Below are 21,178 nucleotides of genomic sequence, written 5' to 3'. Positions count from 1 at the left end.
TGCGAGGAGTTGGCCGGTTTCGTCTTGCGCTCCACCTGATATGGGTTGAGTCAGATCGCCGCTCGCTACGCGCGAAGCACTTTCAACCGAAAGATAGATAGGCCGGGTGATCATTCGGGTGATGATCAGCCCCAAGGTGATTGCACAGACGACCGCCAAGATTGAGCCGAAGGTCAGAACCCAGGTTACAAGTGAGTTGGTTGCCAATCCTTCAGCGGTCGCCTCGTCCGCCTGGCGATCGTTGGACTCAGCAATTATCTTCAGATCGCCCATCACCTTGCGGTAAGCGGGTGTTACTACGCCATTCAGCACCCTCATGGCGACGTCAAGGTCACCACTGCGTGCAGCGGTGAGGCTGCGTTCTACTGCGGAGTTGTACGCCGGCCAGTCCTGCTCAAAATCATCACCGGCTTTTTTCTCATCGGGGTCCAGAGGGGTAGTTCGATACTGCCTAAAGCTTTCAGATGCTTGAGCCTGATTCTCGCTAAAGCACTGAGCGTGGAAGCAATGTCGTCGCTGCTGCTCTTGGTTGCGACAAGGGCTATCACTTTGAAGAAGTCACGATTGGTCGCTATGACGTTGGCTTTGACAGAGTCAACCTGCATGATAGAAACGAGGTTATTACTGATAGTACCTTGAAACAAATCGAACAGCCGGGTGATCCCAAATTGGCCGAGGACCCCAACGGCGATCGTGATTAGCGCGCATAGGCCGAAGGACCCAAGTAGTTTTGGTTTTAAATTAAGATTTGTTACGAAAGACATCAATGAATCCTCGCGCGTATGAATGAGGTCCGGGCACTAGTCGGAGCTCCCACCCTATCGGCGTTTCAGTATTTGACTTTAAATATTTCCAGACTAAATTCGCTTAATAAGTTGTGCTTATAGTTTAAGCGTCAGGCACTGTTGAAGTCGCTAGCGTAAAATGCTCACATATCGCATGGCCCATGAGCCCTGCTGATAGTTAATGCACGTTACGCTTGCTAAGGCGATTGAAAGCACTGCATCTTGGCAGTTGCTTCCACCCAGCGGGCATTCTTTTTTGAGCTAGTTGTGTAGGCTTGTCGGTGGTTCTGGCCGACGGTGCATCTCAATCGTAAAGGGTTTACCGAAAGGATCTTTTGCGCCCAAGACTATAGTGTTCTAGGTGAAAGACTGCAGAGCAAATTCGTCGGACATGCCTTCGGGATACGCATCATTCAGAGTTGGTACAGGCTGACCGGTTAGCTTGGTTACCAATTGAGGCGAGATGTCGAGGCCTTCAATATTCAATGTTTTCGGGATGGTTTTCATATTGGTCAGGCTGATAGAGAGGCTTTTACGATCTGCCGTCCAGGTTCCCGCACCGATGGCACTGTAGGTGAATTTATAGGACTTCCTATCGATGAGTCCCTCCACCGTGATGGTGCCGGCTACGTTGTACTTCCCCTTGTGGAGGTAATTGGTCACCCCTTGCACATGCATTGTGCCGTCAGTGATGGGTAGCTGTAGTCGCTCACCCATTGCCCGACGATTTGCGGGTTTGAGGGATCTGAAGGGAATAGGATCGGGATCACGGAGATGACCGTAGCGATGCTCGCCAGCACTCCCAGAGCTGAGAGGGTGAACTTGAATTTTGGTAGTGAAAAAAAACGGTGAGGAATTCTCAAGACTTTGCCTATGCATCACGTGAAATTTAGCGCAATAAAGCCAGGGAGCGCCCCCTACCTGACCCACATCGATGATTAGCAGATCCGAAAAGCCTCCCCAGTCCAAGCGAGAGGCCTTTCTCGATCACGCTTATTTGTTCAAATGTGCTGTTACATCTTTGGCCCAAGTGCCGACGGCATCCACCGCGCTCTTGAGTTCTTCGACGGTGCATCCGAATGCTTGGCACCAGTTGCGAATTTCGTGCAGGTCGTGAATGTCTATACGTTTCGCATCTTCAGGATGAGTAATGTGCTTATTGTCCGGCATGTAATATCTCCACCTGGTTGTGGCATTGTGCCATTCGAAGATATGGGCGGACTGGCGTGTAATTCAAGAGTCGTTTTTAATTATTTTGTTACTATTAGTTGTGCTTATTTTGCGCAAATTAGCGTGGCTTATGATTCAGATTTTTTAGTGTGCTTCGCGGCAATTATCTAGTGGTTTATTTCTGACGAAAATATTAATAGCCCTCTGGCTCGTATCCATCGAGCCACCCTTAGCCACGCTTATTTCTCGTGTGTAGCAGCCGTGCCGTCAAGCCGGTGGCTTTGCTCCGCTGTTTGCGGTTGAGAAGGCCACCAAGCCATATGGGCTTGGTGGCTCATCTTCAGTGAGTCAGCATGATTGCGAGTGAGACGATCTGAGCGGTTGCCTCGTTGATTGCCGGAGGTAGGAGGTGGTTGAGGCTGACAATGATGATCGCCTCAATGGTTGCGCCAATGATTTTTGTTTTGTAAGTGGATAGGAAGTTTTTAAGTTTGGTCATTTGGGGTTTATGAAGGGTGAACATCATTTTTAATTATGTTAAGAGCACCTCGTCAAGCGGTCGTCGGCACAAATACTTTGCAGGTGAGGACTGGTAGGGACGCCACGGCAGCGATGATCGATGGGACGGTTGCGTCCAGCTGGGGATTTATGCAAATCTCAGGGATACGCGGGTGTCAGATGGCCGGCCTCGCTTTCAATTTGAAATAAGGCGTCGGAGCGTTTCCGGGTAATAGCAAAGGATGCTTCATGAGTTTTCATGTCCCCGAAAAACACGAGTCGTTGTTCTCTGAGGTGCAGCAGCGGTTTCGAATGCTGCTGAAGCGGAGAATCGTCACAGGGATCGACGAAGAGACGCTGGACTGCTGGCTGGCCAACTTCAGGACAGATGAAGAGCGCTATTTTGCTGCGTGCGTGCTGGGCAGGCTCACCTTCAGATCGAAGAGCATGATCGACAGCTCAATCGATCAATTGCTCAACTGCGTCCTGCCGACCTATCTGCGCCAAAAAGGCCTGTTTCCATACGACGACATTGAGAGCTTCCTGGAGTCCATCCAAAAGGATGATCCGGCGCACTTCATCCGATTCGTGGGTGTGGATGGCAGCAGGCAGCACGACACCGGCAAAAGTGGTGTTGTGGTCATCCGGCATTACAAACGTCGAGCGAGAATCCCCAAAAGCATCACTACGAGGCCCGATGCCTTGGGCGATCTGCCGGCGCACGTGAAGTGTGTCGTATTCCTTGATGACATGCTTGGTACGGGCAAGCAATTTGACACCTTTGCCAAGACGCATGTACTTGCGGAGAAGTCAGAGGTCCACCTCGTCTATTGTCCTCTGGTTGCGTTCGAGAAGGGACTGGGGAAGCTTGGCGAAAGCTGTCCCTGGTTAACCGTTCTGCCTATCGAAATCCTGACCGAGCGCCACCAGTTCTTTTGTGAATCAAGCCAGAAGGTCGGCCTCTGGGCGGTGGATGAAATCAATACCGTAGCCGATGCTCGTGGGTTTTATGACCGGCTCGCCGGCAAGCGCGGCATCCCAAAAACCACCAGACATGGTCTTGATCTGCTCCTGGGATTTGAAGACTCAACGCCCAACAACTCATTGTCGGTGCTCTGGGCTAGCTCAGAGAACTGGCAAAATCTGCTGACGAGATAACCTCGATGCCGGCCATTGCAGACGCGTTTTTGAAGAACCGAGCGGACAATCTGCCTCCTGACGTTTCTCAGGAGTTCATTGTCCCACCTTTTTTTCAGCACATAAGCATATTCAAAGACAGCAAGTCTGTACGCGTGCTGGGTGGTCGGGGATGCGGGAAAACCATGTTTTTGCGGTACTTCTGCCATGGTTCGTCCTTCAGCTCGCACAGGGCTGAAATCGGTGATGACGAGTTTTCGCATGTCGGTCTCTACTTCCGACCTGATACTGGCTTTTGCTCCCTCATCACGCCCGAGTGGCTTGGGAATAAGCAGGACGGCGTGGCCTTCTCGCACTACCTGACGCTTTGCCTGCTGGCAGAGGTCTGTCAGGCATTAAAGAACATCAGCGGCGCCGGTAATCTGAGTCAAGGCCCTCTACCGCTTATCGACATCAAGCTAGGCTCGAAGCTCGTGAAGTTCTTGCAACTCGCGGAGCCTACAGTTGACGCCTTGGCCGAGGTTGTTGATGAGCGCTTGGCGGAGCTCGACCTTTGGGTGCGGAACCCAGGACGCTGCCAAACGCCAGTGTTTGTGCACTTTACTACGATCATCACTGCGCTCGCGGATGATCTTGCAAAGCACTCGCCTCGTCTAAAGGCATTGGCATTCCGGGTGTTCATCGACGAGTTCGAAAACTTGCTACCTCGGCATCGTGAAATTGTTTGTGACGCCATCAAGCATCCAGGCCCCAGGATGGCGGTGCATATTGCCCACAAGCGCGAGGCCGTAGCAGATTTCAAAACCAGCGGGGAAGAGCGGGTTGTTGAAATGCACGACATCCGCACCATCGACATTGAAGCATTGATGGTGAATGACAACGATTTTGAGGTGTTGGCAGCAGAGCTATTCTTGTTTCGGCTGCGCCAAGCGGATGTGACAGTTTCCTGCCCGGCGTTCAAGCCTGAACTGTTACATGACATCGCTCATTTGCAGTACCGAAGCACGCAGTCTTACCGACAGGATGTGCTGGGTTACACCAAGCAGATCTTCCCGGAGAAGCGGGCACCGGAAATCGCGCGTCTAGCACTGGAGGATTCGGCGCTGCGACGACGCGTGGTTGAGATGATCAAAAAAGGCCTCGAGTTTCAAGGCTTGGAAGGTACAGTGAGCGCTGAGGATCTGGTCAGTGAGCTCGTGCCCGAAGCGAGCGTTGTGCTAGGTGCAATCCTCAATCGTAAGAGTCAATCCGGGAAGGAAACGGTAAGGCTCTTCCTGGACGTTGTTGAGAAGGGCAAATCCAAGACCGACTCTTTCTATAAGACCGGCGGGTGGGTCGATAACAATTTGTATGGCTGTCTCTTTCACTTGTACGCCGGGCTGCCGAAGCGGCCAAATATCCTTTACGCTGGCTTCTCACGGTTTTGCAAGATCGCAGCCCCCAACCTCAGGTTCTTCCAAGAGCTCTGCCACAATGCCCTGCTGCAGGCGTACCAGCGTCGCTCAGCAGAAGAGATCAGTGGTCCGCTCTGCATCGACCTGAATACCCAGGCCAATGCGGCGGTGCATGTCTCCGACGCCATGTTCGAGGACGTGCTTCAGTTAGGTCCTCACGGGGACCGGCTCTTGGACTTTGCACGTCGTTTAGGCAGCCTGTTTGAGGCTTACAACAAGCGACGGAGCCAAAGCGAGCCGGAGATCAATCATTTCTCGATCAACCGTGCGGATACCACCCAGTTGTCTGACGCCGCTCAGAAAATTCTCCGTGAGGCAAAAATCTGGTCGGTGCTTGCAGAGTCGAAGGGGACAAAGGACAAAGCTGAATACGATGTTACCCAGTATGAGCTGGTGCTGAATCCCATCTATGCCCCTCATTTTAAGATCAGTTACCGCAAGCGGCGCAAAATCACGCTCACTGCGCCCCAGCTGGACGCGATGCTCACCCATTCCGACAGCCAGTTCGAATCGCTTGTACGGCAGTTGGTTGATTCGCAAGATGACGAAGAAACCGCTAAAAAAACCGGTTCCCTGTTCTGAGGTTATGGTGCGATTTATTAGACAGGATTTGATCAGCGAGCAAGAACTGGGGCAACTGCCGCTCGTGGATATCGCGTTCACGGGAGCTGATGACCTGGATGATAGGAGCGCTTATTCGGTGGAGCGCTCTACTCGTCTGGGCGAGCAAAGTTTTCGCGTGCGCTACAACCCGGATACGTTTTGTCTTGAGGTTGGTGATAAGAGATACCGGGCGAACGATGCCGAGCTCGAGGACTTGTCACGGGATTTCAGTGCCACGTCGATTGTGATCGATGCGACCACTCTGGACTTCTCGGAAATCGCGCTACTGCTCCACGCGTACTCGTTTTGCGCGAAGAGCCCTCGGGTTGGTTTCTTATATGTAGAGCCCAAGGAATATGTTCGCCGTGCATATGAAGAGCCGGCGGTAAATGGCACTGCGTTCGATCTGAGCAGTGGATTTGTTCAACACCCAATCCCGCCGTTCGTAGGCATGCTAGGTAATAACGACCGCGTTCACCTGGTGGCATTCCTTGGATTTGAGGGAGGGCGGCTTACACGTGCTTTGAGCGAGGATGATGGGCAGTTTATCCGCAAGGTCACAATCGTCTTCGGAATCCCTCCGTTTCAGGCTTCCTGGGACCTGGAGGCGCTTATGGCCAATAGTCGATTGCTTGAAACGTCCGAAGCCGGTGTTAAATTCTGTGGCGCGAACAATCCCAAGGCCGCTTACGAAGTGCTCGTGAAGGCACACGCCGCGTTGACGGGTAGCAGTGAATGTAATCGCCTGACTGTGTCGCCTTTTGGTACCAAGCCGATGGCTATTGGTGCCGCTCTTTTTTGTGCGACGCAGAAGCGACCCCGTGTCGTGTTCGATCATCCTCGCCGAAAGAAGGGACGCACCACTGGCGTTCACTGCGTTCATTGGTATGAGGTCGATATCAACTAAAGGATGTCGTCTAGCCTCTGCTTTCGCGCAAGGCTGCTAGGGCTGCTCTGGGAATTTCAACGTGCTTTGCCTGGGCCCATTTCGTGCCCGCCACCTGGTTTAGCTGATCGAGTTTTTTGATGCCCAATCGAAGCGGAGCGGGATGGGGAGATGGAGCGGATGTTGTGCAATCCGCCTCTCGATCTCATCTGCGACCGCCAAATAACATTCAGTCCAAGTCGGGGCGCTCACGGGAATAATCTCGACGTTAAATGAGCGTAGCAAGGATGTTATCGGTGTCTCGCCGGGCTGATTGCCGGCTTCGAGGTGGTAGAAAAATACCTTGCCCGTTTGGTGGAGACGTCGCCGCTTATGCAGTAACAGCCACCACAGATCGATCTCGGTAAAATCCATACCCAGGCCCACGATATGGATATGGTCTCTGAGGAAGTAATCCACCCACGAATAAATCTCTCGAGAGGCCGTGAAGTCGAAAATCCCGTTCTTTACCGGGGAGGAGACCTTGTGGCGAGCTTTTTTGACCTCGATTCCATCGGTCAAGTAATTGCGAATTTTCTGCAGTGATCCAGCGTAGTGATCGAATCCCAGCACCATTGATGTAGGTCTTCCCACGTCGCCGTGGACATGCCAAACGTCCACTCCCGCCGCGCGATGTCGACGGAAAAGACTGTATCTGGATTCGGGTGCGAGGAAAGCTGAGTGGTGTAATGGGCTTGCAAGCGCTTCTTCGATCGTGAAGTCATAGTTGGTGGTCATGATCACTTTGAAGAGGCTGCAGATGCGCTCGTGAGCCTCGACCGGCGAGATCTGCTCAAGGAGGGCAGCGAACGCTGCCTTGACTGTGTGTTCGGTGTCCCTGAAGAGCCCGTCCGAGCGAGCACACAACTCCTCGATGAACATAGAGAGCGGCTTCTTGTCGAGGTGGAGTGTTAGATCTTCGGCGTTAAACTGGCGAGCCAATTCTCGAAGTATCTGCGTCCAGTCCTTCTGCAGCGCCGCGCGGTTAATGCCGTTCCCAAGCAATAGACAGTGCATGATTCCCTTCATAGTCACAGTGGGGGAGGCGTTCCACCCGGGGTACTGACTTCCTGCGGCCTGTCAGTGAGGCACCGGCATACTCAGTAATGTAGATACGGTCAGATGCTTGGCGCACGCACCCCGGGCTGCCCCGCGACGCCATGCCGAACATTCCGAACTGGTGATCCAGCGTACAACCCGTTCCTGATGCTTAGCCGGCATGCGCACGCGGAAAACAGCATCAGAATATGGCGCCTGTCCACTCACCACCACAGCTTTGTGCTCTAAACAGCGAGTGCCAACCCTTGGCAGCAGGATGTCTCCTACGGTTGCCTGCTGGAAGTCTGGAGATGAGGCGGTTTCAAACGAGACCTCCATTCCAGATCGGGGGAAATCCGATGTGTGGAAATGGGCGACGCCCAATTGGGAGAATTGTGAACGTGTCCGGCTGCCTCGTACGATCGACACTTCCATGTCTTTCATGGTCATGCCATGGCTAGACTGGCGTAGCGCGGCGTCGATCTCGGCAAACTCATGGCTGCCCAGATCCATACTCACAATTGCCTGAGCACGGCTCACGCGCCGCCGTGCTGTCACTTCGAATTGCTCATTCAGGCGCCCTAGCGAAACATGCCTAGCCCGGCTTTTCCCGTAGCGCGCGATCAACGCGTACGCCTGAACCTCGGTATAGCCGCCGAATGCTGTTGTAGGAAGCTCATAGCACTCAACGTCAGATGCTTTCTCCAAGAGCATTTCCCGAAAGCGCTGACTTTGGATGCCGCAGGGTATATCCGCTCCCACGATGAAAGCGGCCGATCCGCTTGGTTTGAGTCTGGAGAGAGACTCAAGAACAAAGTACAGGTCGATCGGGGCCCAGTTGCCTTGCACCTCTAGCTCAGGACAAAGCTTTTGAAGTCGTGAGGTCGCTTCGGCAGAAAAACCGTGGATGCCATAAGGTGGGTTGCCGATGACGTGATCGAACTGCGGCACCTGCAGGACTTGTGCAAGACCATCAACCGCCAGTACGTCTTGCTGCACGAAGCTGAATCCTGGGAAGGCAGGGCTAAGTGCGACCATGTCAGGCTCGATCTCGATACCGAGATAGCTTGCGGGTGAAGCTCCTGTGTTGACAGCTTCAGCCAGGCGGCCGGAGCCTGAACCGAGCTCCAGCCAACGCCCGCCCCGCGCTCCCATCAACGACACTACGGCATCCGCCAGCGGTTGAGGCGTCATGACCTGGCCAAGGCGCGCGCGCGTGTTCGCCACTGCTCGGTAGCGCTTACCCGCATCATGAATCTTCATCTCTCTTCCACCTCCCAGTGAGTGAGAGCTTGTTGGGATCTTGCGTAGTTGTTATCGTACCTACCTATGCCAAGAATCGCAACGAAACCATCAGTCGAACTGCTTGCTGCCCGCAATGAGTTACGACGCCACATTTCTGGACTTGGAATCTCAGTCAACGAGTATTCTCGGCGTTCTGGGGTTCCACAGTACACCTTGTCAAAATTCCTGAGTGGGCACATAAAGACCATCACTCCGGCGGTAGAAAACGCTTTGAGCTATGCCAATATTGGCATAATTCGCGACATCACAGAGCTCACGGAGTACCCCGCCATCCGACGCGCGCTTGGACATGCATGGGATGGTACGGAGCAAGGGGCACAGGCGTTGGCGTTGATGATTGATGCGATGGTCCCCGTCATTCGGTCTGCCCAGCTTGGCGTGGCTCAATAGTCTCTTGGCTAACGACCCCTGCGTTCAATCGTGGGTGAGTTGAGACAGATTGCTGCGATAGGCGAACGCAGTCTGCCACCAGTCGATGGGGTTGGAACTCACTTGCCAATGCGACAAAACTGGTCTTGTCTTACCGTTCGATGATCCTGCATTGGCAGGGCCCTGGTGTTTTGGCTCGATAAATCGAGTTACGTATTTCGCGCTCGCTGGTGAAGGTCATGCTCTGCCATAGATATTCACCAATAACGGAATGCCAGGGAGCGCAACATGCTTAATAAAAACAAGGCTGTTATAGGTTCTGTAATACTAGTGTCTCTTGTGGGGTGCGCCAACAAAGATCCCGTGAAGTCCTTTGCCGAGTCCGCAAAGGTTCTTACCTCCTCCTTCGACTCTTATGCCTCCAATCTGAGAAGTACCTGCCAGAGAAAATACATATACATGAATATGGATAGCGACGGCTGGTACGATGCCCAAAAAGATAATTCTGCTAAGGAAGCGGATTGTACGTCTTTTGAAAAGTCGGTTAAAACGCTAAATACTCTATCTGATGCTGTAGGTTTATACGCTGCATCTCTCGGGAAACTGGCAGGTATAAAGAGCGACACGTTTGACTCTGATCTCGATACAGTCTCAAAACAGGTTAGTCTCTTGAATAAGGGAGGGAGCGAAAAGGTTAGCGATAAGAGCATCGTTGCGACTACAAACCTGTTGAAAAGTGCCGCAGAGGTAGCGGTGGATTATTTCGTTGAAAGGGAAATTAAGCAACAGTTGCGGGCGAATAATGAGTCTCTGAAAGATGTTCTGAGCGAGATGAAGACGTTTTCCGATCGTATATATCGCAAGCAGCTAGAAGATGTGAAAGAGCAGAACGATGTTTTGGTTAAGCAGCTATATAACCTGTCTTATGTTCCAGCTTACGCCCATGATAGTTATGCCCCCCTTCTAGAAAATAGCCTAATCAAAGAAAATCCGGATCTTGCCCATGGTTCGACTAAAGAAGGTGCTTTGTCCGCTGGTGCTCGCCTGCCATACCGACTGGCTCAAATTCAGCTGGTCAACGAACAGAAAGCTATAGATGTAGAGCTTTCTACGTTGGCAAAGTTTTCTGAAGCGTGTGATGCCATGAGCGCCGCACACGAGTCCCTCAAAGATAACTTCGGAAAGCTTAGCCGAGAAGAGATGCTCAAGCAGGTTAAAGATTTCTATGAAAAGTCTAAAGATGTTCGGGAGAATATAAAAAATTTAGAATCTTAATATTTTGATGAGGATATGGACATGCCAAGCAAAGATGAAACTTCAGAAGTTGTAATATCTCTGGCTGATTCCTACCGGGCTATGGCTGAAAGAGTTAGGAAGCTCAGGAAGGACCTACCGCATGGGGGCGAACGGAAAGAGGCGCTCAACACTGAGCGCAGATATTTACAGAAGTCTGAAGAGCTTTATGCCAGTGCAATTGAAATATTAGGTGATAATGCAGTCCAGGCGATAGCCGCGTTGAAGGGGGCTGCGGCGAGTATTAGCGATTTTGCTGATAAGATCGACGATATCAAAAAATGTTTAAAGGTCACGGGGACGGTGCTCGGGGTAGGTGTGGCGGTACTTAGCGGGTCTTCTGGGGCTATTTTGAGCTCGATTTGGGTACTGCTTAAACTACTTAATGAAGACGACGATGATACCAAAGATATTGTCGCTGAAATTAAATCGGCCACCAAGACGCTGAAGGCGCGGCTTCAGGTTAGGTCGGCCAAGCTAGTCGATTGATATAATCTAAACTTGTTGTTGGAGTGCTTAGCTTTTATACGTGAGTTGGTGCGAGTGGGAGTTACAAAATGTTTGCAAAGGATGCCACCGGTGTTCGGCTAATTCTGGCTGTTTAGAGTAGCGTTGAGTGCTCATGAGCTGCGGTGGAGTATCCTTCATCACTCATAAAATCGCATACTTGAAGAGGGTTACGCTCGCTCAGCCCGAGCCCGAAACAGTAGGGTGCTATGGGGCATCTATTAGTAGCAGGGGGGGGGCTTGGCTGTTTCGCTAGGGCTAGTGATACCTATCGAATTGGCGAAAGCGTGCCAGTATAGCGCAATGAGTATCTGCTTGGCCTGTTCTGAGCCTGATATATTCATATACATAATTGATAGTGAATAGCCGACTTCGACTCTTTGAGGGGTGCGCCTTCAACCACGATTTGATAGGCGCTTGGCGAGGTAGATGCCGCGGCGGATACGCTTCCCCACTCTGCGTAGATCTTGAATGGGAGCTGTACCTAGCCGGATGGACCAATATGCCCAGGCTTGGGTTTTACGAAGCAAAAGGGGTTCTCCTTGGTCATGGAGCTCCAAGAGCTGTGATATGAACCGATAAAACCCTGCCTGGCTTAGATACTGATCGTTTAGCCGCTCAAGTAACGCTACCCAAATTTCTTTTAATGAGGTCAGGATTACTGCAGCGGGAAGGATGCATAGCGAAACAGGCAGGACGACGACTATGGTAAGCAAGCGAATATTTGCCCAGATGTCGCTAAGCAGCGTTGCCACTGAGCCAAATAGCGCTTCCGGGGTTAGGGTAGTGATTATGATGGCAGCGAGGACTGCGATAAGGCCTGTCATGTACGCCGCAAAATTTGATGGGTTAGGTAGCGTAAAGAAACCGATAGCGCGAACCCACAGCGGGTCTTTTGAGCGTAGTTTTATCTCCTGCCGCCACTCCCATTCTTCTACCAAGCGTTTTGCAAGAGCCTGCAGGTCTTCCTGATGGTTGAATACTTTTCTAATGCATGCAATTTTCTCTCGCTTTACGAAAGTTTGAGGCGTACGAATGTTGATACGGCTGACGGTGGGGTTGAGACGGCGAAACCGCTTTTCAGTGCCAAGTAGATGGGTCTGCAAAATCCCTCCGATCATTACAGTTTCTGATAGCAAGAGTAGGGCCTGATCGCCAGAGTTTAGAAATTCACCATGGCCTGCTATTCGTACGTATAAATCAAAAAATATCAAGCCAACAATTATGCTGGCTAGAAGCACCGATAACCATAGCGCTGATGAAGTCAGCGCGTACAGAACTGGTGGTCGAAAAGTTTTGCGATAATGACGAATTTTGTCAGCTATACCTTGCATTATTATTCCAGTGCATTGATGGATGAACGGTCAGAAGTATTCTTGATTCAGGTGCAGTGGCCTTTCTTCGGTTCGAGAGTTCGCGAGAACACCGAAATAATATAATCAGTTGATCTCAACAGCCAAGACGAGATTTTTATCTCTGCAAGCCTTGCCTTATAGCGATTTCGCTGCCGTGAAGATTTCAGCCGTTTCTGGTGATCTAAGTGCGAGCTTCCGTTCGGCCGAGGCTGGAGTAGCATAGAGGCTAATGTACGTCCTGAATTCACCGGCTGGAGGTGGTTTCAATGAGCGGAGCTCAAATTTTCGAGAAGCGGGTTTGGCCTTCGGACAAGTGCTGGAGTAATGAACATCGTTGCTTCATAACGAGAAGAGAGGTCGTCTTGGCGACGGCTCAGCGTGTGCTAGGCGCGCGTGCTGATGCTGAGGAGTGGGTTATGCATCCAGCTCGAGGGTTTGATTATCAATCCCCATGTGGCCTGCTATCAACTCAGTCAGGATATCGCCGTGTCCTGGGTTTCTTGATGCAGATTGAATACGGCGTCTACGTATAATGCTCGGTCCCAAGACGTTTGGGCTTGCTCTCTAACCTCGATGGCGAGAGATCCGGCTCTCATGATTTCGACGCCAAGCGGCGCATTGCTGCGCATTTATTTAGGAATGGCGCATTTAATTCAGAATCCTACAGCTGAGTTAACGCTGGTCTATGGCATTGGAACGGATTACGGCCAAGCGATGGTTCGCCGTTACCTGGCTGATGAAGGGCTCGGGAACATCCAGATCTATTGCGGAAAAGTGCCGCCGGTGGCGACCCAAGGGTTGCTGGGGCAGATAGACGATTCTGGTTTCGACATCGGGGCGCTTCGGGAGTCCGGCCCGGCGGCTGGAGATATCACGCCATATCTCGAGACGTGCCTGGCGTCGCTCACCCCAATGCAGCGAAATGAAGCCATCGCGTTTTGCCGATCGATCGGGAAGCAACTGTTGCGCAATTACCTGAATACCCAGGTGCAAACCAAGGGGTGGGACATGTGGGCAGATGAACGGCTCGAAAAGTGTGCGTTGGGAATGCACGGCTTGGGGCTGACCCATGCCTTCGGACATTACCGTTCCCAAGGCGACGCTTCCTCTTCTCTGGGGGCAAGGTCAGGTCGCGTGGAACGGCAAAACGATAGACTGGATTCCGCTTTTCCAGAACTCGTAAGGCTTCAGCACTGGCATCACCGAACGCACACGGGACCTTGAGGGGCTGTTAAGCCGCCCTTCATGCATTCCTCTCAAGCTTTACGCTCCTCCCTCTATTCACGTCATCCAGAGGCTGCCCCAGCGCGCGGGCCAGCCAATTGTCGCTTTTCGAGCGACTCTGGGTAGCGCGACGCGTTGTTTATTCCTCTCGCTGTATAAGTAAAAATAATCCTGTCTGCATGAAACGCTCGTCAAAAAAAGCCGGCTCCTAAGGTGCCCCTCATAAATCACCGCCGCATTGCAGCCTGATCGCCGAAGTTTACAACGGCAGTTCAGCTGCTTTCTCCTGCAAGACACACTGATGCCGTTCTCTATTGCTATCGGGTAAAGCGCTCGGCAATTCGTTAGTCATTTAAAAATATAAGTCTATGGCCATTAACGAACTGTAGTGTTTCCATAATGAGTAGTTCAAATGTATGGGCATGTATTTTTCCACTGTGGGTAAGGGAGGCCCTCGCTGTTTGATTAATTAGAGTTAGCCACGCCGGCGATATTGGGGTCTTCCAGGCTTGCCTCACGGCGAGATCTGAGAAATGTGGGCACGACCACATTGTTATGGGAGACAGCCTGTCATGAGAGGGGCATATCAAGAAGTCCAGAAGCCAAATATCTCATTCCCTTGGACTGCGTGCACCGGTCGATCACTGCTCTGAGTTAGTGCGCAGGGCACGCTAGTGGTGCATCTGACACTATAAACGCACGACAGAAGTAGAACCGCAGTCTATCTAAATTAAAAAATATTTAAATTCCTATACCGTGATTCTCGACAGGTAAATAAAAATTCTTGCGAGGTAGGCGCATGAGTGGAGACGTGACATGAAGTTTGTCCATTGCTGTGCCTGGACGCAGAATCAAACTACGACCGTGTTCCCGCTGATGCCGAATTGACCGAGCAGCCGAGTTTTAGCTAACCCAAGGTTGTACTTCGCAAAGCGTTAGTAGGCCTGGCTTTGGGTTGAATGCTTAGTAAGGCAGCGCATAGTCGACAGCGAAGTAAATCTGCATCAGCGATAAGATGCGGTGAAAGCTTACCGCCCCCAGTCTGGTTTCGGCAGTGCTTGGCGGTCAATTTTTCCACTGAGATTGAGAGGGAATACATCTAACTGTACCCAATGCCTAGGTATCATATAGGTGGGGAGATGATTCAACAGCATTTTGGTGATAGTATCGATAGAAAATAATATATTTGGTGTTACCACAACATATGCAACTATTCTGGTGTCGTCAGGTGTTAGCGTATATGCACAGACGACTGCAGACTTAACCATTTCACACGTGAGGAGCAGACTTTCAATCTCACCTAGCTCGACGCGTTGCCCACGGATTTTGATCTGAGAATCTTGTCGGCCGACAAAGGTAATCAGCTTATTAGCTGTCAGCTTCCCGATGTCACCAGTTTTATATATCTTGCCCGTTGTAGGTGCATGTGGATAAGATATGAACCTATCGAAATTGAGTTCCTGGCGGTTCAAGTAGCCTCGTCCAACGGACAGACCACTTATGCATATTTCTCCAAGCTGTCCTGCCGCGACGGATTTCTGGTTAGAGTCAAGCAGCAAGATCTCTACATTTCGAATAGGAAGGCCGATTGGCATTTGGCCTCGATCTCGCGCAGCATCTAGATCCGCAATATCCCAGACATTCCATATCGCAACATCTGAACATTCGGCCGGGCCATAACTGTTTACAAGTCTGACCTCGCGGCCCGCCAAGCTTAGAATCAGGGCGTCGTCGATGGGTTCCCCGCCCAGCACAACTGTTTTTAGCGTTCGGGTGCGTGGAGAGCCGGAAAAAGTTCGGAACACAGATGGTGCACAGTTAATCCATGTGGGACGCATTACTGAGAAAGCTTGAAGAAATGCCTGAGCGTTTGCAGGCGAATAGGAAGGTAGTAGAACACAAGCACCTGCGCATAGTGGGGCTAGAATATTTTTTTGAGTAAGGTCGAATCCGATTGAACTAGCGACGATCACTCGGTCATCAGCCGTCATGCCGACATCATCAATGTACCACCTAACCAGATTCGAAAATCCGCGATGCTCATTAAGTGCCCCTTTAGGTTGGCCCGTGGATCCCGATGTATATATACAGTAAATAAGATTCTGCATTTGAATTTGCTGCGGAACATTACATGTACTGTAGTGATTATCAATCGAAATGCAGTCGACGCAAATCAGCTGGGGTACCATTTGTATCAGGCGTTCAGCGTAGGGGGAGACTGTAAGCATTATGCTCACGGATGTGTCGGCAACAATGTATTTGATGCGAGCATTAGGATTACTTAAATCTATTGGTACATACGCGCCGCCGGCTTTAAGGACCGCTAGTATGGAAATGACCAGTTCCGGGCGGTTGTCCATGCACAGTGCAACTAATGTGTCAGGTCCAACACCCTGAACCCTAAGCTGCGCCGCGAGCCGATTAGCTTTTTCGTTCAAAATCTGGTACGTGAGCGTTATATCTTGACATATTAATGCGGGTGCAAGAGGAGTCCGAAGCACTTGCATCTCAAACCATTCATGCACTGGCTGATCGTTGCTAGGCAGTATTAAGTCCGAAATCTCGGATCCGGCAAGCTCAGGAAGCGTTTTCATATGTCCACCTTATTGAACTGGGACGGATCCAGACAAACATTTGGAGTGACGGGCGTCGTAATGCCGGATGAATTAATCAAGTCCGGGGTCTTGCTTTGAACAAGGGCTACCGCGGTGTAAACACGGTTATCTGCGACTCGGAAGCGCGCCTGGATACAGAGACCAGCCAGCTCGGAAATTAATTTCGGTGAGATGATTTCTATATGACATTGCCTGCCGCGTAGCCGTATAGCTACCTCCTTGAAGCCAACATAACGCTGGCATAAAGGAAATATTGCCTTAAAGAACGCTTCCTTTAGGCTGAAGGCGAGCACATGTACGTTACTTATGGTACTGTTTTCCGCCAAAGCCACTATTTCCTCCCCACTTAGTACTCTCCGTGCAACTGCATCCTCTATTTTTTTATCCGCCTCAGCGTCGATCCCAATTGAGCGTACACAGCCGGGAAAAACCACTGCAGCTGCACAGTAGTCATCGGAATGGGTGATGCTGCCGACAATTTCCTTAGGGAAAAGAGGCTGGCGATGCTCGCCTACTGGAATAGCTGCTGCAGGTAGGCCAAGAATTTCCATAGCAGCACGAACACAGTTTCGTCCTGCCGAGAATTCGCGCCGCCGCTTGGCGCTAGCAAACGCTAGAGATGCTTCTTCTTCTTGCATCAGTCCACTTTCCCACCAGGTAGGGTCACGTGCTTCAACGATTACTACACCTGTAGGCAACATCCCTTGAAAAGCTGAAACTTGCGGCTGCACTGCTTGGGGCAAGTTCTCACAGGTTGGTTGTGTAGTACCGAAAAGTGATTTAATTAGCTGAGCGAGGGGTATCGCGTACTTATGCTCGAGGATCGACAGATGCTTGCCAGGAGTCCCTGAGGTTCTAATTTGGCCGGTCATGAGCTTTCGGTAGTTGGTCACGATAGGCGCTTCAAACTGAAGTTTCAGCAAATCGTCCTCTGCGAATAACGCGAGCACGTCTCCTCCAAATTGTCCAGAAGGATTGTAGCGCGTTAAAACTTCCCAATATCGGGAGCGCATGGCATTGGCGTCTGCTAGCAGCTGCTCCTTCCGCATGCTAAATGGTCCCCCAAGAATAGACGAGTGATTGTCATCAAGCATCTCGTCCCAGGCACTGGAGAGGTTCAAGGGGCTGACCACTGTGGCGTCCAGTAGGATGAGAAACACCTCTAGGCCATTCTGCTCAAGTTTCTTCGCGACTTCGAACGCTACACTACCGCCGAAAGAGTGGCCAAGAATGTATAGTGGGCGCTCTAGACTCGCCTTAGTCAATTTATGAGTGTACGCTTCAGCAAGTTCATCAATCCTTTGAATGGGGGGATTATGATCGTCCCAATCAATAGGCTCCAGCATGCATAGATCAACTTCTGGCGCTAGAGCGCAGGCAAGATTGTAGTACGCCGCTCCATACATTCCCGCTGCGGGAAATCCATATACGCGCTGCCTATTTGGCAATGTGAACCAAGATGTAATCTGAATTTTTGAGTTTTCGTTCCGTTCTCCGCGGGCATCGATAACTTCCGCAATGTACGTAATTGTTTGATGATTAAAAATCAAACTCGCCTTTGCATTAAGCGAAAATCTTTCGTTAATACGTGCGAGACAGTGAATTGCCAGCATAGAATTCCCACCCAAGGAAAAAAAGTTATCGTCGGCTAAGATATTCTTAACACCCAACGAACTTTGCCAGATTTCCGCAACAGCTATCTCGGTCGGCGTCGAGGGTAAGCGTCCCTCTGGCGCTTGGATAAGATGGTTGGAGCGAGGCAGCGCGTTGCGATCTATTTTTCCATTTACATTGAGCGGAATTTCCGAAATAAAATGTAACTGCGTTGGCAACATATAAGCGGGTAACAAGCTTCTTAAGCTCTTCATTATTGACTCGCTAACCATCACCGTTTTTTCTTCCGTTGCTACAACGTAGGCAACCAAACGTCGATTAGCAATGTCCTCCCCCACAGCAATTACAACAGCGTCTCGCACCTGCGGACAGCCGCGTAGCCCAGCCTCGATTTCAGCAAGTTCTATACGCACTCCCCTAATCTTGACTTGAAAGTCTGTCCTGTTTAAATATACTAGCATCCCGTCAATATTAATGTATCCTAGATCTCCAGTTCGATACATACGGCTGCCTGGTTCGCCGAATGGATTGGGAAGGAATTTTTCAGCGGTTAACCCAGGTTGGTTGACGTAACCACGAGCTAAGCCATTTCCCGTGATATATATATCACCTGCCACACCTACGGGTACCAAACAGTATTGATTGTCGAGTACTAAAACTTGGGTGTTATTGATCGGACGTCCTAGAACTGGCACGCGGTTGCTAATAACCTGTGAGCGAGTGGACAACACCGTCGTTTCGGTGGGGCCGTATAGATTCCACACGTCGTCAGCGATCGTCTGGAGATAGGAAGCAAGCGCTAAATCCATCGACTCTCCCCCACAAAATGCTGTGCGCAAGCGCAACCGGCTGGAGCTATCAATGAACATTCGCCAGGTCGCTGGTGTAGCGAACATAGCCGTTACACCATGAGTACGTGCTAAATGAGTGAGCGCAATAGGATCACGAGCGTTTGCCCGACTAGTAAGCACAACTGCCGCGCCACAAACCAAGGGTAGATAAACTTCAAAGGCGAAGACGTCAAAAGTCGGCGATGTCACTGACAGCCAGACCTTATCAGTGGTAGCGTCAGGGGCCATCGACGAGAGAAGGTTCGCCAGCGCTTCATGTTCTATCAGAACGCCCTTTGGTAGCCCGGTGGAACCGGATGTAAAGAGGCAGTAAGCTAGGTCCCCAGGGCGTATAATCCGATTCAGATTCGCCGCTTGGGAGTTATCACTCTGTGTTCCGAGGTTCTCAAGGTATATGGCTAACCTCTCGCTATTAGTTATTTTCTCACTCAGAGCCTGAACTGTAATAACTGCAGCTGCGTTGCTTTGATTAAGCATGATAAGAACGCGCTCGCTGGGAGCGAGTGGGTCCAACGGTAAGTAGGCACAACCGGCTTTCATAATGCCTAGTAGTGCAGCAATTAGGTCCCCGCTGCGCTCTAGCAGCACTGCGACAATGGCGCCGGAAGGTAATGATTGTTGGCTGAGGTACATGGCAATCTTGTTAGCGCGTTGATTTAGGCGGGCATATGTCCAATCGCCATCTTCGTCGACTAGAGCGAGCGCGGCAGGCGACAGGTTGGCTTGTAACTCAAAAGCAGTAACAACGTTCGTAATACCAATGGGTTCCGCAGGTTGATTAATAATTGACATGGGCAGTTCTTGCCCTTGCCTAGTTAATGGCAGATGACGGAGTTCACAGGTTGGCGCAGCAGCGACTCCGGTGAGCAGCGCTTCGAAGTGGCCTGCACTCCGCGCTATAGTATCACGCGCAAAGACACCTTCGTCGTATTGGAACTCAATGTTTAGGCCTGATGTATCAAGGGTAAGATCGACGCAGAGATCAAATTTTACTCCGGTAGCTTTCAACGGTATTGCGCGAATTTCAACTTCGCTAAGACTTAGGGCTTTACGTTTGTCATATTTGTCTTGAAAGCTGAACATGATTTGAAAAAGTGGCGTACCTTGGGCAGACCGTTCTGGGTGCAACGCCTGAACTATTTTTTCAAATGGAGCTTCTTGGTATTCCTCTCCTTGTAGAAGGAAATCTCGCACTTGCTCAATCATTGAGCTGAATGTTTGACTAGAATTTGGTCGGGTGCGCAACACAAGCGTATTGACAAAACAACCAATTAAAGATTGAGTGTCGCTTTGTCGACGATTTGCTACTGGGTACCCGACACATATATCATCCTGTTGGCTCAGCCGAAATAACAGTGCGTGGAATGCTGCGAACAAGGTAACGAACAACGTCGAACGATGTTCTCGAGCAACAATATTTAGCCTGCTAAGCTGCGCATTCGGTAGTTTGAACCGAACACTATCTGCGTGGTGGTGTCGTATAGTTAGTTTGGGTACTGATCCTAGAGATGGTAGGCTTACATTTGGCTTAGAGCCTCTCAGATAATCAACCCAATATTTCAACCCCTGCTGCGCAGGTTGTCCGGTTAACCACTCGTTCTGCCATTCGGCATAGTCGGCATATTGCAGCGGTAGTTCACAGATATTCCACGCTAAACCTGCTCGATTGGCCTCGTAGGCTTGTTCAAGCTCGCCCCATAGGATGTCCATGGACCAGCCATCAACAATAATATGATGTACAGATAGCATAAAAATATGGTCATCCGGGGATCCCTTGAATAGGTACGCCCGAATGAGTGGATCTTCGCTGAGATCAAAAGGCTGCTGGGCCGCAGTTTGAATAATTTTGATGGTGGTTTCTAGATCCTCGTCATTACAACTTGGTATATTTGATAATTGCACCGGGATCAAGATATCAGTCAGTATTTGCTGCACTAGCCCGGCCTCGGTATGGCGGAAACGAGTGCGTAATATTTCATGACGATGCACAACGTTGTTGAGAGCCTGGCTGAGTGCGGTTATATCTAGGGGGCCACGCATACGCCAGGCGTGGGAAATATTGTAAGACCCTGCGCCATCGTCCATTTGATGTGCGTGCCACAGACTACGCTGTGAGCTTGATGGGCGGAATTCGTAGATAGGTGGCTGAGTATTCTTCATGACGTTCCTGTCCGGTTGATCTCCACATTTAACATGCGGGCTACGAAGCGGTGGGTGCGTTATTTCTGATCTTGTTTGCGCAGACTAAGCGGCCTCAAATCGGTCCAGTGAGTTGTAATATAAGCAAGGCACGCTTCCTCGGAACCGGCCTGTTCAAGGCCGTGCCACCCTGCCGGGATCGGCATATCGGCCGGCCACAAGGAGTACTGCTGCTCTTCATTGGCTACGACTCGGTAATTTAAACTGTTCATGTCTCTTTTCTCCATACGTGGAAC

The 21,178-nt window shown here is 50.8% G+C and carries 17 protein-coding genes and 1 pseudogene; 7 read left to right on the top strand and 11 right to left on the bottom strand.

All coding sequences use genetic code 11. The features are described 5' to 3' along the window. Positions 1 to 30: 30 nt before the first annotated feature. The 5 genes and pseudogenes from BMY73_RS28815 to BMY73_RS28290 all read right to left on the bottom strand — a co-directional run. Positions 31 to 432: pseudogene (locus tag BMY73_RS28815) on the bottom strand (MCP four helix bundle domain-containing protein); the annotation flags it as partial. Further along, positions 363 to 764: an MCP four helix bundle domain-containing protein gene (locus BMY73_RS28810; protein WP_139214180.1), complete on the bottom strand. Its 402-nt coding sequence runs from the start codon at positions 762 to 764 to the stop codon at positions 363 to 365. The gene BMY73_RS28810 and the pseudogene BMY73_RS28815, both read right to left, overlap by 70 nt. A 378-nt stretch (positions 765 to 1,142) precedes the next feature. Then, positions 1,143 to 1,448: a hypothetical protein gene (locus BMY73_RS09590; RefSeq protein ID WP_139214178.1), complete on the bottom strand. Its 306-nt coding sequence runs from the start codon at positions 1,446 to 1,448 to the stop codon at positions 1,143 to 1,145. A gap of 330 nt (positions 1,449 to 1,778) precedes the next feature. Further along, the gene (locus BMY73_RS09585; protein ID WP_092406692.1) at positions 1,779 to 1,955 is read right to left on the bottom strand and encodes a DUF3606 domain-containing protein; all 177 of its coding nucleotides are present in this window, start codon (positions 1,953 to 1,955) and stop codon (positions 1,779 to 1,781) included. A 340-nt stretch (positions 1,956 to 2,295) separates the two neighbouring features. Next, entirely contained in the window at positions 2,296 to 2,454 is a 159-nt protein-coding gene (locus BMY73_RS28290; RefSeq protein ID WP_175500159.1) for a hypothetical protein, read from the bottom strand. Positions 2,455 to 2,702: 248 nt separating this feature from the next. Here BMY73_RS28290 and BMY73_RS09575 point away from each other — a divergent pair, with 248 nt between their 5' ends. From BMY73_RS09575 to BMY73_RS09565, 3 genes are read left to right on the top strand one after another with little or no spacing between them, the layout of a single operon-like run. Next, positions 2,703 to 3,611 carry a phosphoribosyltransferase-like protein gene (locus tag BMY73_RS09575; RefSeq protein ID WP_092406688.1) on the top strand — a complete coding sequence of 303 codons (909 nt, stop codon included), beginning with the start codon at positions 2,703 to 2,705 and terminating at the stop codon, positions 3,609 to 3,611. Positions 3,612 to 3,616: 5 nt separating this feature from the next. Then, the gene (locus BMY73_RS09570) at positions 3,617 to 5,626 is read left to right on the top strand and encodes an ORC-CDC6 family AAA ATPase (RefSeq protein ID WP_092406686.1); all 2,010 of its coding nucleotides are present in this window, start codon (positions 3,617 to 3,619) and stop codon (positions 5,624 to 5,626) included. Beyond that, complete coding sequence (locus BMY73_RS09565; RefSeq protein WP_139214176.1) at positions 5,586 to 6,554, top strand: hypothetical protein; 969 nt, start codon at positions 5,586 to 5,588, stop codon at positions 6,552 to 6,554. Before BMY73_RS09570 ends, BMY73_RS09565 begins: the two co-directional genes overlap by 41 nt. 99 nt (positions 6,555 to 6,653) lie before the next feature. On the opposite strand, the gene BMY73_RS09560 is transcribed toward BMY73_RS09565, so the two are convergent. Beyond that, positions 6,654 to 7,589: an SIR2 family protein gene (locus tag BMY73_RS09560; RefSeq protein WP_092406832.1), complete on the bottom strand. Its 936-nt coding sequence runs from the start codon at positions 7,587 to 7,589 to the stop codon at positions 6,654 to 6,656. A 63-nt stretch (positions 7,590 to 7,652) separates the two neighbouring features. Beyond that, the gene (locus BMY73_RS09555) at positions 7,653 to 8,873 is read right to left on the bottom strand and encodes an N-6 DNA methylase (RefSeq protein WP_092406682.1); all 1,221 of its coding nucleotides are present in this window, start codon (positions 8,871 to 8,873) and stop codon (positions 7,653 to 7,655) included. Positions 8,874 to 9,572: 699 nt separating this feature from the next. On the opposite strand from BMY73_RS09555, the gene BMY73_RS09545 reads away from it, so the two are divergent. Together BMY73_RS09545 and BMY73_RS09540 are read left to right on the top strand one after the other, a co-directional pair. After that, entirely contained in the window at positions 9,573 to 10,559 is a 987-nt protein-coding gene (locus BMY73_RS09545; protein ID WP_092406678.1) for a hypothetical protein, read from the top strand. Between the two features lie 21 nt (positions 10,560 to 10,580). Then, complete coding sequence (locus BMY73_RS09540; RefSeq protein ID WP_092406676.1) at positions 10,581 to 11,066, top strand: hypothetical protein; 486 nt, start codon at positions 10,581 to 10,583, stop codon at positions 11,064 to 11,066. A gap of 413 nt (positions 11,067 to 11,479) precedes the next feature. Here the strand turns inward: BMY73_RS09540 and BMY73_RS09535 are convergent, their stop codons facing one another. Further along, entirely contained in the window at positions 11,480 to 12,418 is a 939-nt protein-coding gene (locus BMY73_RS09535) for a hypothetical protein (protein ID WP_139214174.1), read from the bottom strand. Positions 12,419 to 12,705: 287 nt separating this feature from the next. Between BMY73_RS09535 and BMY73_RS28805 the strand changes: the two genes are divergently transcribed. Together BMY73_RS28805 and BMY73_RS09525 are read left to right on the top strand one after the other, a co-directional pair. Continuing rightward, positions 12,706 to 12,972: an antitoxin Xre/MbcA/ParS toxin-binding domain-containing protein gene (locus BMY73_RS28805; RefSeq protein WP_092406672.1), complete on the top strand. Its 267-nt coding sequence runs from the start codon at positions 12,706 to 12,708 to the stop codon at positions 12,970 to 12,972. A 61-nt stretch (positions 12,973 to 13,033) separates the two neighbouring features. Next, positions 13,034 to 13,663 (top strand): hypothetical protein, encoded by a 630-nt coding sequence (locus BMY73_RS09525; protein WP_139214172.1) that lies wholly within the window; start codon positions 13,034 to 13,036, stop codon positions 13,661 to 13,663. A 1,028-nt stretch (positions 13,664 to 14,691) separates the two neighbouring features. On the opposite strand, the gene BMY73_RS09520 is transcribed toward BMY73_RS09525, so the two are convergent. From BMY73_RS09520 to BMY73_RS09510, 3 genes are read right to left on the bottom strand one after another with little or no spacing between them, the layout of a single operon-like run. Beyond that, on the bottom strand, positions 14,692 to 16,257 hold the full coding sequence (locus BMY73_RS09520; RefSeq protein ID WP_092406668.1) for a non-ribosomal peptide synthetase: 1,566 nt from the start codon (positions 16,255 to 16,257) through the stop codon (positions 14,692 to 14,694). Beyond that, on the bottom strand, positions 16,254 to 20,903 hold the full coding sequence (locus tag BMY73_RS09515; RefSeq protein ID WP_092406666.1) for a non-ribosomal peptide synthetase: 4,650 nt from the start codon (positions 20,901 to 20,903) through the stop codon (positions 16,254 to 16,256). Before BMY73_RS09515 ends, BMY73_RS09520 begins: the two co-directional genes overlap by 4 nt. A 59-nt stretch (positions 20,904 to 20,962) precedes the next feature. Next, positions 20,963 to 21,154 carry an MbtH family protein gene (locus BMY73_RS09510; protein WP_256571156.1) on the bottom strand — a complete coding sequence of 64 codons (192 nt, stop codon included), beginning with the start codon at positions 21,152 to 21,154 and terminating at the stop codon, positions 20,963 to 20,965. Between the last annotated feature and the right edge of the window lie 24 nt (positions 21,155 to 21,178).

It is taken from the genome of Pseudomonas sp. NFACC02 (genome assembly GCF_900110765.1).
Classification (GTDB): domain Bacteria; phylum Pseudomonadota; class Gammaproteobacteria; order Pseudomonadales; family Pseudomonadaceae; genus Aquipseudomonas.
Note: the sequence above shows the minus strand (reverse complement) of the source record. Positions and strands in the feature narration are given on the sequence as shown.